At 65.1% G+C, this 12229-nt stretch carries 14 protein-coding genes; 3 read left to right on the top strand and 11 right to left on the bottom strand.

Annotated elements, in window-relative coordinates:
• Nucleotides 1-67: 67 nt before the first annotated feature.
• The 3 genes from AC2FNJ_RS00315 to AC2FNJ_RS00305 form a co-directional block, all read right to left on the bottom strand.
• Nucleotides 68-1627 (bottom strand): trimethylamine methyltransferase family protein, encoded by a 1560-nt coding sequence (locus tag AC2FNJ_RS00315; RefSeq protein ID WP_496761587.1) that lies wholly within the window; start codon nucleotides 1625-1627, stop codon nucleotides 68-70.
• A gap of 122 nt (nucleotides 1628-1749) precedes the next feature.
• Nucleotides 1750-2439 carry an HAD family hydrolase gene (locus tag AC2FNJ_RS00310; protein WP_496761586.1) on the bottom strand — a complete coding sequence of 230 codons (690 nt, stop codon included), beginning with the start codon at nucleotides 2437-2439 and terminating at the stop codon, nucleotides 1750-1752.
• 31 nt (nucleotides 2440-2470) lie between these two features.
• The gene (locus AC2FNJ_RS00305; RefSeq protein ID WP_496761585.1) at nucleotides 2471-2755 is read right to left on the bottom strand and encodes a DUF3572 domain-containing protein; all 285 of its coding nucleotides are present in this window, start codon (nucleotides 2753-2755) and stop codon (nucleotides 2471-2473) included.
• A gap of 96 nt (nucleotides 2756-2851) precedes the next feature.
• On the opposite strand from AC2FNJ_RS00305, the gene AC2FNJ_RS00300 reads away from it, so the two are divergent.
• On the top strand, nucleotides 2852-4234 hold the full coding sequence (locus AC2FNJ_RS00300; protein WP_496761584.1) for a diguanylate cyclase: 1383 nt from the start codon (nucleotides 2852-2854) through the stop codon (nucleotides 4232-4234).
• A gap of 17 nt (nucleotides 4235-4251) precedes the next feature.
• Here the strand turns inward: AC2FNJ_RS00300 and AC2FNJ_RS00295 are convergent, their stop codons facing one another.
• The 4 genes from AC2FNJ_RS00295 to AC2FNJ_RS00280 are packed head-to-tail and all read right to left on the bottom strand — an operon-like array spanning nucleotide 4252 to nucleotide 6160.
• Nucleotides 4252-4725, bottom strand: a complete 474-nt coding sequence (locus AC2FNJ_RS00295; RefSeq protein ID WP_496761583.1) for a periplasmic heavy metal sensor — start codon at nucleotides 4723-4725, stop codon at nucleotides 4252-4254.
• On the bottom strand, nucleotides 4726-5079 hold the full coding sequence (locus AC2FNJ_RS00290) for a hypothetical protein (RefSeq protein WP_496761582.1): 354 nt from the start codon (nucleotides 5077-5079) through the stop codon (nucleotides 4726-4728).
• Nucleotides 5072-5686, bottom strand: a complete 615-nt coding sequence (locus tag AC2FNJ_RS00285; RefSeq protein WP_496761581.1) for an RNA polymerase sigma factor — start codon at nucleotides 5684-5686, stop codon at nucleotides 5072-5074. The genes AC2FNJ_RS00290 and AC2FNJ_RS00285 overlap by 8 nt, the downstream gene beginning before the upstream one ends.
• 6 nt (nucleotides 5687-5692) lie before the next feature.
• Complete coding sequence (locus AC2FNJ_RS00280) at nucleotides 5693-6160, bottom strand: EF-hand domain-containing protein (RefSeq protein WP_496761580.1); 468 nt, start codon at nucleotides 6158-6160, stop codon at nucleotides 5693-5695.
• 228 nt (nucleotides 6161-6388) lie between these two features.
• Here AC2FNJ_RS00280 and AC2FNJ_RS00275 point away from each other — a divergent pair, with 228 nt between their 5' ends.
• Together AC2FNJ_RS00275 and AC2FNJ_RS00270 are read left to right on the top strand one after the other, a co-directional pair.
• Nucleotides 6389-6787: a DUF983 domain-containing protein gene (locus tag AC2FNJ_RS00275; protein ID WP_496761579.1), complete on the top strand. Its 399-nt coding sequence runs from the start codon at nucleotides 6389-6391 to the stop codon at nucleotides 6785-6787.
• Between the two features lie 25 nt (nucleotides 6788-6812).
• The gene (locus AC2FNJ_RS00270) at nucleotides 6813-7514 is read left to right on the top strand and encodes an NUDIX hydrolase (RefSeq protein ID WP_496761578.1); all 702 of its coding nucleotides are present in this window, start codon (nucleotides 6813-6815) and stop codon (nucleotides 7512-7514) included.
• Nucleotides 7515-7524: 10 nt separating this feature from the next.
• Here the strand turns inward: AC2FNJ_RS00270 and AC2FNJ_RS00265 are convergent, their stop codons facing one another.
• From AC2FNJ_RS00265 to nuoN, 4 genes are read right to left on the bottom strand one after another with little or no spacing between them, the layout of a single operon-like run.
• Complete coding sequence (locus tag AC2FNJ_RS00265; protein ID WP_496761577.1) at nucleotides 7525-9192, bottom strand: ribonuclease J; 1668 nt, start codon at nucleotides 9190-9192, stop codon at nucleotides 7525-7527.
• On the bottom strand, nucleotides 9189-9968 hold the full coding sequence (locus AC2FNJ_RS00260) for a type III pantothenate kinase (RefSeq protein ID WP_496761576.1): 780 nt from the start codon (nucleotides 9966-9968) through the stop codon (nucleotides 9189-9191). Before AC2FNJ_RS00260 ends, AC2FNJ_RS00265 begins: the two co-directional genes overlap by 4 nt.
• A gap of 12 nt (nucleotides 9969-9980) precedes the next feature.
• A complete protein-coding gene (locus AC2FNJ_RS00255; protein WP_496761575.1) occupies nucleotides 9981-10730 on the bottom strand; it encodes a biotin--[acetyl-CoA-carboxylase] ligase in 750 nt (249 codons plus the stop codon).
• 53 nt (nucleotides 10731-10783) lie between these two features.
• Nucleotides 10784-12226 (bottom strand): NADH-quinone oxidoreductase subunit NuoN, encoded by a 1443-nt coding sequence (gene nuoN / locus AC2FNJ_RS00250; RefSeq protein ID WP_496761574.1) that lies wholly within the window; start codon nucleotides 12224-12226, stop codon nucleotides 10784-10786.
• Between the last annotated feature and the right edge of the window lie 3 nt (nucleotides 12227-12229).

Genomic DNA, 12229 nt, shown 5'->3' with positions numbered 1-12229 from the left:
CGGTCCGCAGGGCAAGACCGGATTGCCGGAGAACCGGATCGAGAGGCCCGGCGCAGCGGATCTCGTCTCAGAAATCGGTGGGGGCGCCGCCTTCGGCCTTTCGCCGCGCCACGAAATCCGCCAGTTCCTCGCGGATGGCGATGTCCATGGGCGGTTCTTCGAAGCTGCCGATGATCTCCTTGAAGATGTGATGGGCGCGCTCCGGGGTCCAGATCCCCCCGGCCGCCTGCCAGCCTTCGAAGTTCTTCCAGTCGCTCAGAAACGGCTGATAGAAGGCCGTGGTATAGCGGTCCTGCGTATGCTGGATGCCAAAGAAATGCCCGTCGGTGCCGACCGACCTGATCGCGTCGAGCGCGATCTCGTCGGGTCCGGTGGCGGTGATCTCGGGCTGCATGTAGCGCTGGATCTGCTGCAGCACCTCGCAATCCATGATGAACTTCTCGGGCGATGCGATCAGGCCGCCCTCCAGCCAGCCCGCCGCGTGATAGACCATGTTCGTGCCCGACTGCACCGCCGCCCAGAGCGAGTTCGACGTTTCCCACATCGCCTGCCCGTCGGGCACATTCGCCGCGCATACGCCCGAAGACCGCATCGGCAAGCCATAATGGCGGGCCATCTGCCCGGTCATCTGGGTCGAGCGCATGTATTCCGGCGTGCCAAAGGCCGGCGCCCCCGACTTCATGTCCACATTCGACGTGAACGTGCCGATCACGCAGGGGATGCCCGGACGCACGTATTGGAAGAGCGCGATCGCGCACAGCGCCTCGGCCAGAGATTGCGCCACGGCGCCCGCCATCGTCACCGGCGCCATGGCCCCGGCCAGGGTAAACGGCGTGACCACGATCGCCTGACCCCGACGGGCCAGCCGCAGGCACCCGTCGATCATCGGATGGTCGTGCTTGAGCGGCGATGTGGAGTTGATGTTGGTGTACATGCGCGGCGTGGCTTCGAACTCTTCATGACTCAAGCCGCCCGCGATGCGCACCATCTCCATCACGTCCTCGACCCGCTCCTTGCCCAGCGAATAGGCATGCATCGCCTTGTCGCTGAGGGTCAGCTTGTCGTAGAGAACGTCGAGGTGCCGGACGCTTGCGTGGATGTCCACCGGTTCCACCGGATATCCGCCGGCAAAGTGGATGCAGTTGAAATATTGCGTCAATTTCAGAAGGTTGCGGCACATTTCACGATTGCCGGGCACCTTCCTGCCGATCTCCATGTCCCAATAGTTCGGCGGCGAAGACACGTTTCCGAACAGCATCGTCCGGCCGCCGATCTCGATGGTCCGATCCGGGTTGCGGGGCGAGATGGTGAACCGCGCAGGCGCCTTGGCGATCATCTCCATCACAAAGTCCCGCCCCATGCGGACATTGTCGCCATCGACGATGCATCCCGCCTCGCGCAGGATACCCAGCGCCTCTTCGTTGTAGAAGGCGATGCCGATCTCTTCCAGAATGCGCATCGCCCCGTCGTGGATGGCCTCGATGCCGTCCTGATCCAGCGGTTCCGTCGGCCGGTCGATGTTGACGGGCGGGTTCCAGGGCATCTGATCGATGACGGCCGCGCCCCGGCGCGCTGCTGCACCGGCGCGCCCGCCGCCACGGCGTCTGCGGGTCAAACTGTCGGACATGGGCATCTCTTTCGCTTGCTCTGACTCAAGCAAGGCCCCAACTGCGCCCGATTGGCCGCTCCATCTGCGACAGGCCGTGTCGTTTTCGTTCGAAACTGCGGCGTTTTGGAACGCCCGTTATCTCAGACCTCCAGCCAAGCCGGAAGGTGTCCGATATCCGGTAGAACCGCATCCGCCAGATCCGACAGTTCCTCGGTCCGGGCAAGGCCGGTCAGAACCGCAACGGTCGTCATGCCGGCGGCGCGGCCCGCCTCCAGATCGTGCCGGCTATCGCCCACCATCGCGATCTCCACTGGCGCTATATCGACATGGCGGGCAAAGGCGAGCAACTGGCCCGGCCCCGGCTTGGCGCCGTGCCCGCTGTCGAACCCGGCAATGAAATCGAAGTGATCGCGAATTCCGACCGAGGCCAGATGAGTCATTGCCGGACCCTCGGCGTCGTTGGTCGCTACGCCGAGTTTCAAGCCCGACGCCCGCAGGCCATCGAAGAACGGGACAAGCGGGACCGCCGGAACCTGAGGCGCGTTGGACGCCTCTTGGTTGATTATCGCGACCAGCGCCGCATGGCTCAGGCCATCCAGTTCCGGCAAAAGCACGTCCGCGATCTCGGCCGGTGTTCCGGCGATCGTCACGCTGTCACGGGCATAGAGCCCGGTTTCCAGATCGAACCCCATCACCTGGCCCAGATGTGCGGCGCGCGCCGGATCGTCGCCGCTGAGGCGCGAAAGAAAACTCTGCGCAAATGCCCCCCAGGTGGCGGCAAAATCGAACAACGTGCCGTCCTTGTCGAACAACAGGGCTTTGATGGGCATCCGGGCGCTCCGCTGGACCATTTCCACTGACTCAGGTCCAATGCATGTCCGCGCCGCCGGACAAGGCCGTGCGGGCTTGCCCGGGCAGGTCGTAGGGCACCGAACCGGCGTCACAAAACGCCACAACCCAGGCGTCGTCAAGCATCAGAAAATCGAGCACCGAGGCCAGGAACTCGGGATCGGCGGCGCGCGTCCGCAGATCCGCCTCAGAAACGCCGGTGGATCCGAGGAAGACCGGCAGCAATTCGTCGTTGCCGACCAGCCAGGTCAGCGCCCGGAGAGCAAGCGTTTCGGCGGAGTCGGCGGAAATCGGCATAGGGGAACCTCGTTTTACGACGGCGGCAAGGGTTTGTTAACCAGAATGGTCAAACCTTCTGTATCGCTCCAAAGCATCATCGGAAAGGCCAGGCGCGTGCAGGGAACGGTTCTTGTCCTCGACGGCGTATCGACCAATCGCATCATGCTGAATGTCCAGTTGGCGGCAGCCTGCTACCGTGTCATTCAGGCGGATCGCGTCGCCGGTCTGGACGCGGTTCTGCAGCATGGCTCGCCGGATCTGGTGCTGACGGCGGCCGCGTTGCCGGATGGCGGTGTGCACGAGGTGCGCCGCCTGCTGGAAGCGCGGGGCGAGATCGACCGCATCCCGATCGTCGCGACCGTGCCGCAGAACGACCGCAACGCCCGCCTGCGCGCGCTTGCCGCGGGGGCGGATGACGTGCTGGAACAACCCTACAACGACAAGCTGTTGCTGGCGCGGATTCGGAGTTTGCTGCGCCTGCGTTCCGAAACGGACGACTGGAACTGGGCAGCGGAGGCTCAGGCGCTTGGCTTCGGTGAACCGGCCGGCCGTTTCCGCGCCCGGCAAGCCCCGGCATCGGTCTGCATCCTGACGGACGACGCGCCTCAGGCGGCGGATTGGCAGACCGGGCTGGAACGACTGACGCATCACCGGATCCGCTGGGTCCAAAGCTGCGAAATCGGCTCGCTGTTCAGTGGAAGCGTGCCGGATGCCGTGGTCGTGCCGTTGCGCGCGGATCGCCTGGGCATCGACCTGATCGCCGATCTGCGCGCCCGCGCCGTGACCCGGCACACGGCCCTGATCGCCGTGCTGGACCGGGCTGGCGACGCGCTGGCCGCCGAGGCATTGGACCGGGGCGCGAATGTCGTGCTCGGGTGCGATACCCGCGCCGATGAGCTTGCCTTGCACCTGTCCACGCAGATCGATCGCAAGGCGCGCGGCGATCTGCACCGGGCCTCGGTGCGCGCAGGTCTGCGGGCCGCGCTGAGCGACGGGCTCACCGGTCTGCACAACGCCCGCTACGCCCTGTCGGCGCTCAGGGAGCTGACCGGCAAGGCCCGCGAAACGACCGAATGCCTGGCCCTGATCATGGTCGATCTGGACCATTTCAAACACGTCAACGACCGTTTCGGCCATCAGGCGGGAAATGCGGTGCTGGTCGAGACCGCAAACCGGTTTCGCAACGTCTTGCGGCCACAGGACATGGCCGCGCGCTACGGCGGCGAGGAGTTCCTGATCGCGTTGCCGAAAACCGGCAGGGCGGACGCTCTGCGGGTGGCGCGAACTCTGTGCGAGGAGATTGGCGGCCGTCCGTTCCGCGTACCCGGCAAATCCGAGCCGATCCATGTGACCGCGAGCTTTGGTCTGAAGATCTTTGACCCGGTGAACTCCAAGGCGCGGGCACCCTGCGATATCGTCACATCCCTGATCGAACAGGCCGATCGCGCGCTCTACGCCGCGAAGGAAACCGGGCGAAATCGCGTTTCGCTGATGTAGGAGCGGCGGGTCGCGCCTCAGTCGCGCGGCCCCCACCGCCGTTTTCCGCGTTTTGCAACCTCCTCGATTCGGTCCGCATAGGCGGCCCGATCCGCGTCGGTCATGTCGGACACGCGCGCCAGCCAGGCAGCATTGAGCGCCTCCTGTGCCCTGTCCCGGGCGACGGCCTGAGCCTCGATCACGGTTGCGACCGCAGCCCGATCGAACGGCACCGCCCGCAAGGCGGCCGTCAGGGCCTCGAATTCCCCTTGACGCATCTTGCGCCCCGACTCGCGTTCCTGGTGCATCCGCTCTCGCAGCGCCGCGCGATCCGCATCCGGCAACGCCCGGTACAGGGCGGGTCCGAAGCTGGGCGGCGTCCGAGTACCCGCGCCGTGGAACCGCAGAACGGTTCCGACGATCACGCCGATTACCAGCAGGTTGAGCGCCAGCGATATCACCAGCAGGACGGGCATCCATCTCCGGGTCTTTTTCGGTGTCTCCTGCGTCATCTATTCGGCCTCCACATCCAGTTCCGTCAGGCCCAGATCCCAGATCAGGTCCGGTTCCGCCTCGGGCACCAGCAGACCGGCCGGATCGGGCAGGAAGGTCGGCGGCGCAAGGCCGATCCAGATCCCTGCCGCACAGGCCGTGGCGAGGCCGCCAAGGCCGGGCCAGCCACCGAGCATTTCTGCGATCTGCGCCAGAACCGGTCGGCGTTCGTGTCGCGCCACGGATGGCCGGAGCGCGGCCTGGACATCAGCCGCGTCAGCAAGCATCCGCGCCGCCAGTTCCGCCGGCAGGTCGTCGCGCGCCTGGCGCGCTGCGCGGAAATGGGTCTCCAGTTCCTTGTCGTTCTCAACCATTTTCGTATCCCAATTCTTCGCGCCGGCTCGACAGGGCCTGGACCAACGCCCGTTTTCCTCTTGCGGTCAGGCTCTCGACCGCCTCCACCGAAACATCCATGATGCGCGCGATTTCGGGGTTCGGCAGTTCCTCGATATGGCGCAGCACGACGGCCTGCCTCTGACGCTCAGGCAGCGACATGAGGGCCTGCTGCAATGCGTCGATGCGCGCCGCGTCCTGCATCCGCTCCGGCACGGATCTGGTCTCGTCCCGTGGCTCGGGCGCGGCGTCCAGGGGCTCGTGCCGCTTCCGGCGCTTGCGATCCAGACAAAGGTTCACCGTCACGCGATAGAGCCAGGTCGTTACCTTCGCCTGTCGGGACCGCCATTCGGGCGCAATTTGCCACAACCGCATCATCGCCTCCTGCGCAACATCTTCCGCCTCGGCCCGGTTCCCGAGCACGCGCAGGGCCACCGAATAGGCGCGCGGCCCCATGCGCGCGGTCAATTCGCGTGCGGCCGCTTGATCCCCATTGGCGAACAGCGTCAACAGGGCGTCGTCGCCCGTCAGGGCCGTGGCGGACGTGCCGCCACGGCTGGATCCCGGTTCGGAGGTCAAATCCTCCATTCCGCGTCAGTTGTCGTCGCTCGGGCCATGGCCGCGCTTTCCGAAATGCCGAGTCATGCGGTCCTGCATATCAGCAAACTCCTGTTCGGAAATCGACCCGTTGCCGTCGGCATCCATCCGCTCGAAGAAACGCCCGGACCGGCGCGGCTTGGGCAGCTCCTCCTGGGTCAGATACCCGTCCTTGTCGGCGTCGTGACGTTCGAACATCCGCGACACCTGCGTCTTGGCGCGTTCCGTCGCTGCGGCCTGCATCTCCTCGGTACTTATCTTGCCATCGCCGTCCGCATCAGCGGCACCGAATCTGGCGGCGCGGTGCGCGTCCAGTTCGGATTGGGTGATTTCGCCGTTTCCGTCCGCATCCAGTTCCTGAAAGGTCGCGGGCTTGCCATCGCGCGGCCCCATGGCCGATGCGGTCGTACCCCCCACCGCCAAAGCCGCCACGATGAGTCCCGATATCACGCCTGCATGTTTCATGTCGGTTCTTCCCTTTGTTCGGCAACCCCGTGTCGCCGTTCCTGAACCTGATACGCGGCAAGGAGCCGATTCCGTCGCCCGTCAGGAAAAAACCTGCGACACCGCGCGAACCGAAACCTGACTCCCAAAAGCCGGTTTTGCGACATCGCGACGCAAGCCTGGCGCGCCCCCTTCCGATCCGGGGCAAACAACCCCACAATTGGAACATCCAAACGCACGAGTGACAGCATGACCGATCAGACCATCGAAACCGCCGCCGGGCCGGATCGCCCGACCTGGCCCGCCATCGCCAAGGGGTTTCGCGGCAAATGCCCGAACTGCGGTCAAGGCCGGCTGCTGCACAGCTATCTCAAGGTCAACGACACCTGCGCGAACTGCGGACAGGAACTGTTCCACCACCGCGCCGATGACGGCCCGGCCTATCTGACCATTCTGATCGTCGGGCACCTGATGGCCCCGGCCCTGCATGTGTCCTATGTACAGTGGCGCCCCGAGCCCATGACCCTGTTCCTGGTTTTTGCCCTTGGTTGTCTGGCGCTGTCGCTTTACCTTCTGCCCAGGCTGAAGGGGATGGTCGTCGCCTATCAATGGGCGAAACGGATGCACGGCTTTGACAAGGCCGCTTGACCCTTCCGGCGCGGCAGGAGGGGGCATGAGCACCGACAAGACAGCGATCCGCGACGCGGCCACGGTTATCGTCCTGCGCGACCGCATGGACGATCCGGCCATCCTTATGGGGCAGCGCGGCGCCAAGGCCGCCTTCATGCCCAACAAGTTCGTGTTTCCCGGCGGCGCGGTCGATGCGGTGGACGCCGAGGTGCCACTGGCCGCGCCCCTGCCCAAGGTCTGCCACGAAAGACTGGGCGAAATGGCGCCCGAAGGGTTGCAGAACGCGCTGGCGGTGGCGGCGGTCCGGGAGCTTTGGGAGGAAACCGGGCTGATCCTCGGCAAGCCCGGCGCCTGGGCGGGCGATGTCCCCTCCGACTGGCAGAGCTTTGCGGCCACCGGCCATCTTCCCGCGGCCGATGCGCTGCAGTTCGTGTTCCGCGCGCTGACCCCACCGGGACGCCCCCGCCGGTTCGACGCGCGGTTCTTCCTGGTGGATGCGGATGAAATCCAGGGCGATCTGGACGATTTCACCCATGCCTCGGATGAGTTGTCCCACCTGCAATGGATCCGGCTGAGCGATGCCCGCGCCTTCGACCTGCCCTTCATCACCGAGGTGGTGCTGGCCGAAGTGGCCGCGCGTGTGACCGACCGCGCGCCGCCGACTTCGGTTCCGTACTTCCGCAACAATGACGAGGCCAGCCTGTTCCTGCGTCTGCGCGGCTACCCGATGCCCGACACGCCCTGAGCCCTGCGACCTAGCGGATCCGGCTGATCACGACGGTAACTTCGGGTTTCTTGCCGATCTCGTTTTGTGCGGTCTGCCGCACGATCCGGCGCAGCGCCTCTTCCAGCTTGTCATCGTCGCCCAGCGTCTTGGCCTCGGCGCGCATCAGGAACTGGCTCAGGTCTTCTTCCAGCACCTCGACGAGTCCCGCCCGGGAACTGCCGGTTTCCGGCAGGCCGATCGTGTCGCACCAGGGCTCGCCCATCGGTTCGTCTTCCTCGTCCAGAATGGCCGTCACCGTGACGTGACCGTTCAGCGCCATGCGGATGCGGTCGCGCACGACGCCGTCGAGCGCGCCGATCTGCACGGTACCGTCCAGATAGGTCCGGCCGCTTTCGATGTATTCGGCCACCTTGGGCGTGTTTCCGGACAAATCCAGCATCATCCCGTTGACCGCGACGATCCCGGTGCGCCCGCCGGCTTCCGCCAGCCTCGCATGTTCGCGCAGGTGGCGGTGCTCGCCATGCATGGGGATCACGATCTGCGGATCGACAATCGCGTGGATGCGCTCCAGATCCGGGCGGTTGGCATGGCCCGATACATGATAGAGGCCCGAACTGTCATCGACCACATCCACGCCTTTTTCGCTGAACTGGTTGATGACCCGGATCACCCCGCGTTCGTTGCCCGGAATGGTCTTGGACGAGAACAGGAACAGATCGCCTTCGGCCATCTCCAACCCGCGATACTTGCCGCGCGCCAGCTGCGCGCTGGCGGCCCGGCGTTCGCCCTGGCTGCCGGTGACGATGAGCATCAGGTTCTGGCGCGGCATATCGACGGCTTCCTCGGCGCTGATCATGCGGGGAAAGTCCGAAAGCAATCCTGTTTCGGTCGCCGCCTCGATCATGCGGCGCATGGCCCGGCCGAGAAGCACGATGGACCGCCCCGCCCGTGCCCCGGCCTCGGCCAGCGTTTTGACCCTGGCCACATTCGAGGCGAAGGTCGTCGCGACCACCATGCCCTGTGCCTCTGCGACCAGCCGGGTGATTTCCGGAGCGAGTTCGGACTCGGATCGGCCCGGGTGCGGCGAAAACACATTGGTGCTGTCGCAGACCAACGCCTTGACGCCCGGCTTGGCCGCCTCGGCCCACAGGTCGGGATCGAAGGGTTCGCCGACCACGGGTTCCGGGTCGAGCTTGAAATCGCCGGAATGCACGATCCGGCCGGCCGGGGTGTCGATCACGAGGCCCGCGCTTTCGGGGATCGAATGCGAGACCGGCAGGTATCCGACCGTGAAAGGCCCTGCCGTGACCTGTTCCGGCCAGGCGGACACGGTTCTGACGGCCTCGACCGGATGGCCGTACTCTTCCATCTTCCGGCGCGCAATATTGGCGGTGAAGGCGCGCGCATAGACGGGTGCACGGAGCGCGTCGTAACAATGCGCCACGGCCCCGACATGATCTTCATGCGCGTGTGTGACGAAGATCGCCTCGAGCCGGTCGGCGCGCTCCTTGAGCCAGGTGATGTCGGCAAAGATCACCTCCACACCGGGCGAACTGTCCATGTCGGGGAAGGCCACGCCGAGATCGACGAGGATCAGCCGCTCCTTCCCAGGTTTGCCATAGCCATAGACATAGGCGTTCATGCCAATTTCACCCGCCCCGCCGAGGGGCAGGTAGATCAATCTTTCCTTGCTCATGCCGAGCCGTTTTCCTTGTTGTAGCGATGGATCACGGTCAGGCCGTGCATCGTCAGATCGTCTTCAATTGTGTCGAACCCCACATCCGCCTGGTCGAACAACGGTGCCAGCCCGCCGGTCCCCACAACTTTCATCGGCATTCCATATTCGTCCTTGATGCGGGCGATCAAGCCCTCGATCAGGCCGGAATATCCCCAATACACGCCGGATTGGATGCAGCCCACGGTATTCGTCCCGATCACCTTTTCCGGACGCGTGACATCGATATGCGGAAGCGCCGCCGCGCCCTGGTGCAAGGCTTCCAGACTGAGGTTCACACCCGGCGCAATGATTCCCCCCACATACGCTCCGTCCGCGGCAACCACGTCGAAATTCGTCGCCGTACCGAAATCGACGACGACGACATTTCCGCCGTGGCGGTCGAAGGCGCCTGCGGCGTTCGCCAACCGGTCGGGGCCGGGAATGGTCCCTTCGTCCACACGGGGGTTGACCGGCAGCAAGCAGTCTGGCTTGCCAACGACCAGGGGCCGGCAACCGAAGAACCGATCCGCAAAGACACGCAGATTGAACACCACCCGCGGGACGGTCGAAGCAATGATGACATCGGTAATATCCGCCTCGATGCCGTAGTGTCGCACCAGCGTCGAATACCAGGTGAAATAGGCATCCGCCGTGCGCGCATGATGCGTCGAGGTGCGCAGCGTGCACAGGAAACGCTCGCCGTCCCAGATCGAAAAGACCGTGTTGGTATTGCCGCAATCTATCGCCAGAAGCATTGGGCGACCCTTTCAGAAATAGACTTCGGCCGCGGGGATGCGGAGGCGGCCCTTGGCGGTGTTTAGGACAAGGTTGCCGTCCGCGTCCACCGTCTCGAAGGTTCCGACTGTCTCCGACGCCACGGTACGGGCGGTGATCACCTCGCCCAGCCGCGCGGCGCGCGCCAGCCAGGCGGACCGGATTGGCTCGAACCCAAAGGTCGAAAACTGGGTTTCGTAATGCGCAAAGGCGGTGGCCAGTTCGGTCAGAAAGTCGTCGGTTTCGACCCGCGCCCCGGTTTCAGACAGCAGCGACACCGGGCGAACGGCCCCTGGTTCGACCGCGCCAGGCGGCGGGGCGTCCACCAGGTTCACGCCGATACCGATGGCCAGATGCGAAACGCCCCCGTTCCTGCCGGTGCTTTCCAGCAGGATCCCGGCCAGCTTTCCGCCATTGAGGAGCACGTCATTGGGCCATTTCAGGGCCAGCCCCTCGGTCCGGCCCGTGACGGCCACGCACGCATCGTAGAGCGCCAGCGCCGCAACGAAGCTGCGCAACGCCGCTTGTTCCGGCGACCCCTGAGGCTGCATCAGCAGCGTCGCCGCCAGATTTCCCAGCGGCTGGGTCCAACCGCGCCCCCGGCGTCCGCGGGCCGCCGTCTGGCGATGCGCCATGATCCAGACCGGGCCGCGGGCCGTCGGCGCGATGCGCGCCGCCTCGTTGAGGGTGCTGTCCACCTCTTCCAGGACGTGGAGCCCGTATCCCTGCGGCCAGCCGCTCATGTCAAAAGGCCCGTTTCAGGGACCGGCCCCAAGGCACGACCGAGAACGCCGGATCAGTTGACAAGCGTCGCTGCCGCGGCCGCAGCCGCGCCTTCCACACCGAACTGATAGAACACGCCGACCAGCATCAGGGCGGCCGAGCCCATCAGCGCAGCCCAGAGCACCGGCGTGGAACGGGTCTCGATCGGGTCTTCGTTCTCGTCCCCGAAATACATGTAGAACACGATCCGCAGATAATAGAACGCGCCGATGACCGAGGCGATGGCCGAGGCGATGACCAGACCGGTCAGCCCCGCATCGATACCCGCCTGCCAGACGCCGAACTTGGCGAAGAACCCCAGCATCGGCGGCACCCCGGCCAGGCTGAACATCAGGATCAATACGGCCAGCGCCTTGCCGGGATCGCGCCGGGAGTATTGGCGCAGCGCGTCGATGTCGGTGACGGGCTTTCCGTCGCGCTCCATCATCAGGATGAACGCGAAGGTGCCGACATTCATGGTGACGTAGATCGCCAGATACATCAGCATCGCCTTGATGCCCATTTCGGTGCCCGCCGCGAGTCCGATCAGCGCATAGCCCATATGGGCGATCGAGGAATAGGCCATCAGCCGTTTGATGTCGCGCTGTCCGATGGCGGCGATCGCGCCAAGGAACATCGACAGAACCGAAAGCAGCACGATCACCTGCTGCCAATCCGCGACAGCGCCGCCAAAGGCATCATGCAGGACGCGGGCAAACAGCGCCATCGCCGCCACCTTGGGCGCCGTCGCGAAGAAGGCCGTGATCGGCGTGGGCGACCCTTCGTAGACGTCGGGGGTCCACATGTGGAACGGCACCGCCGACACCTTGAAGGCCAGGCCCGAGATCAGGAAGATCAGGCCGAACAGCAGCCCCAGGGAAACCTCGTCATGTCTGGCGGTGTCGATGATGCCGGTGAACAGGGTCGTGCCGGTATAGCCGTAGACCAGAGATGCGCCATAGAGCAGCAGGCCCGAACTCAGCGCGCCCAGCACGAAATACTTGAGGCCGGCTTCGGTCGATTTCGCGCTGTCCCGGCGCAGCGCCGCGATCACGTAGAGCGCCAGGGACTGCAGCTCCAGCCCCATGTACAGGGCCATCAGATCGCCCGCGCTGACCATCATCATCATGCCGACCGCGGCCAGCGCCACCAGCAAGGGAAACTCGAACCGCAAAAGCCCCCGGCGCGCCATGTAGTCCTGGCTCATCACCAGGACCGAGGCCGCGGCCAGAAGGATCGCAACCTTCGAGAACCGGGCAAAGCCGTCGTCGATGAACATGCCGTTGAATGCCACCCTGGTGCCACCGCCGTTGGTCGCGATCCAGAAGGACAGGACCGCCATCAACCCCGCCGTCGTCCAGACCAGCAGCGGGCCCAGCGCGTCCTTGGTCGTGTAGACCGCCCCGAGCAGCGCCACCATCGCATAGATCGCCAGAACGATTTCCGGCAGGATTATGGTGAGATCAGCCTGGATCATGCC

The sequence above is a fragment of the Ruegeria sp. BHSB196 genome (assembly GCF_059613135.1).
This window is presented reverse-complemented; position numbering and strand designations above follow the sequence as displayed.

Coding starts and splice junctions, on each gene's coding strand:
- AC2FNJ_RS00315 (WP_496761587.1), bottom strand. CDS start 1,627: ATGTCCGACAGTTTGACCCGCAGACGCCGTGGCGGCGGGCGCGCCGGT.
- AC2FNJ_RS00310 (WP_496761586.1), bottom strand. CDS start 2,439: ATGCCCATCAAAGCCCTGTTGTTCGACAAGGACGGCACGTTGTTCGAT.
- AC2FNJ_RS00305 (WP_496761585.1), bottom strand. CDS start 2,755: ATGCCGATTTCCGCCGACTCCGCCGAAACGCTTGCTCTCCGGGCGCTG.
- AC2FNJ_RS00295 (WP_496761583.1), bottom strand. CDS start 4,725: ATGACGCAGGAGACACCGAAAAAGACCCGGAGATGGATGCCCGTCCTG.
- AC2FNJ_RS00290 (WP_496761582.1), bottom strand. CDS start 5,079: ATGGTTGAGAACGACAAGGAACTGGAGACCCATTTCCGCGCAGCGCGC.
- AC2FNJ_RS00285 (WP_496761581.1), bottom strand. CDS start 5,686: ATGGAGGATTTGACCTCCGAACCGGGATCCAGCCGTGGCGGCACGTCC.
- AC2FNJ_RS00280 (WP_496761580.1), bottom strand. CDS start 6,160: ATGAAACATGCAGGCGTGATATCGGGACTCATCGTGGCGGCTTTGGCG.
- AC2FNJ_RS00275 (WP_496761579.1), top strand. CDS start 6,389: ATGACCGATCAGACCATCGAAACCGCCGCCGGGCCGGATCGCCCGACC.
- AC2FNJ_RS00270 (WP_496761578.1), top strand. CDS start 6,813: ATGAGCACCGACAAGACAGCGATCCGCGACGCGGCCACGGTTATCGTC.
- AC2FNJ_RS00265 (WP_496761577.1), bottom strand. CDS start 9,192: ATGAGCAAGGAAAGATTGATCTACCTGCCCCTCGGCGGGGCGGGTGAA.
- AC2FNJ_RS00260 (WP_496761576.1), bottom strand. CDS start 9,968: ATGCTTCTGGCGATAGATTGCGGCAATACCAACACGGTCTTTTCGATC.
- AC2FNJ_RS00255 (WP_496761575.1), bottom strand. CDS start 10,730: ATGAGCGGCTGGCCGCAGGGATACGGGCTCCACGTCCTGGAAGAGGTG.
- nuoN (WP_496761574.1), bottom strand. CDS start 12,226: ATGATCCAGGCTGATCTCACCATAATCCTGCCGGAAATCGTTCTGGCG.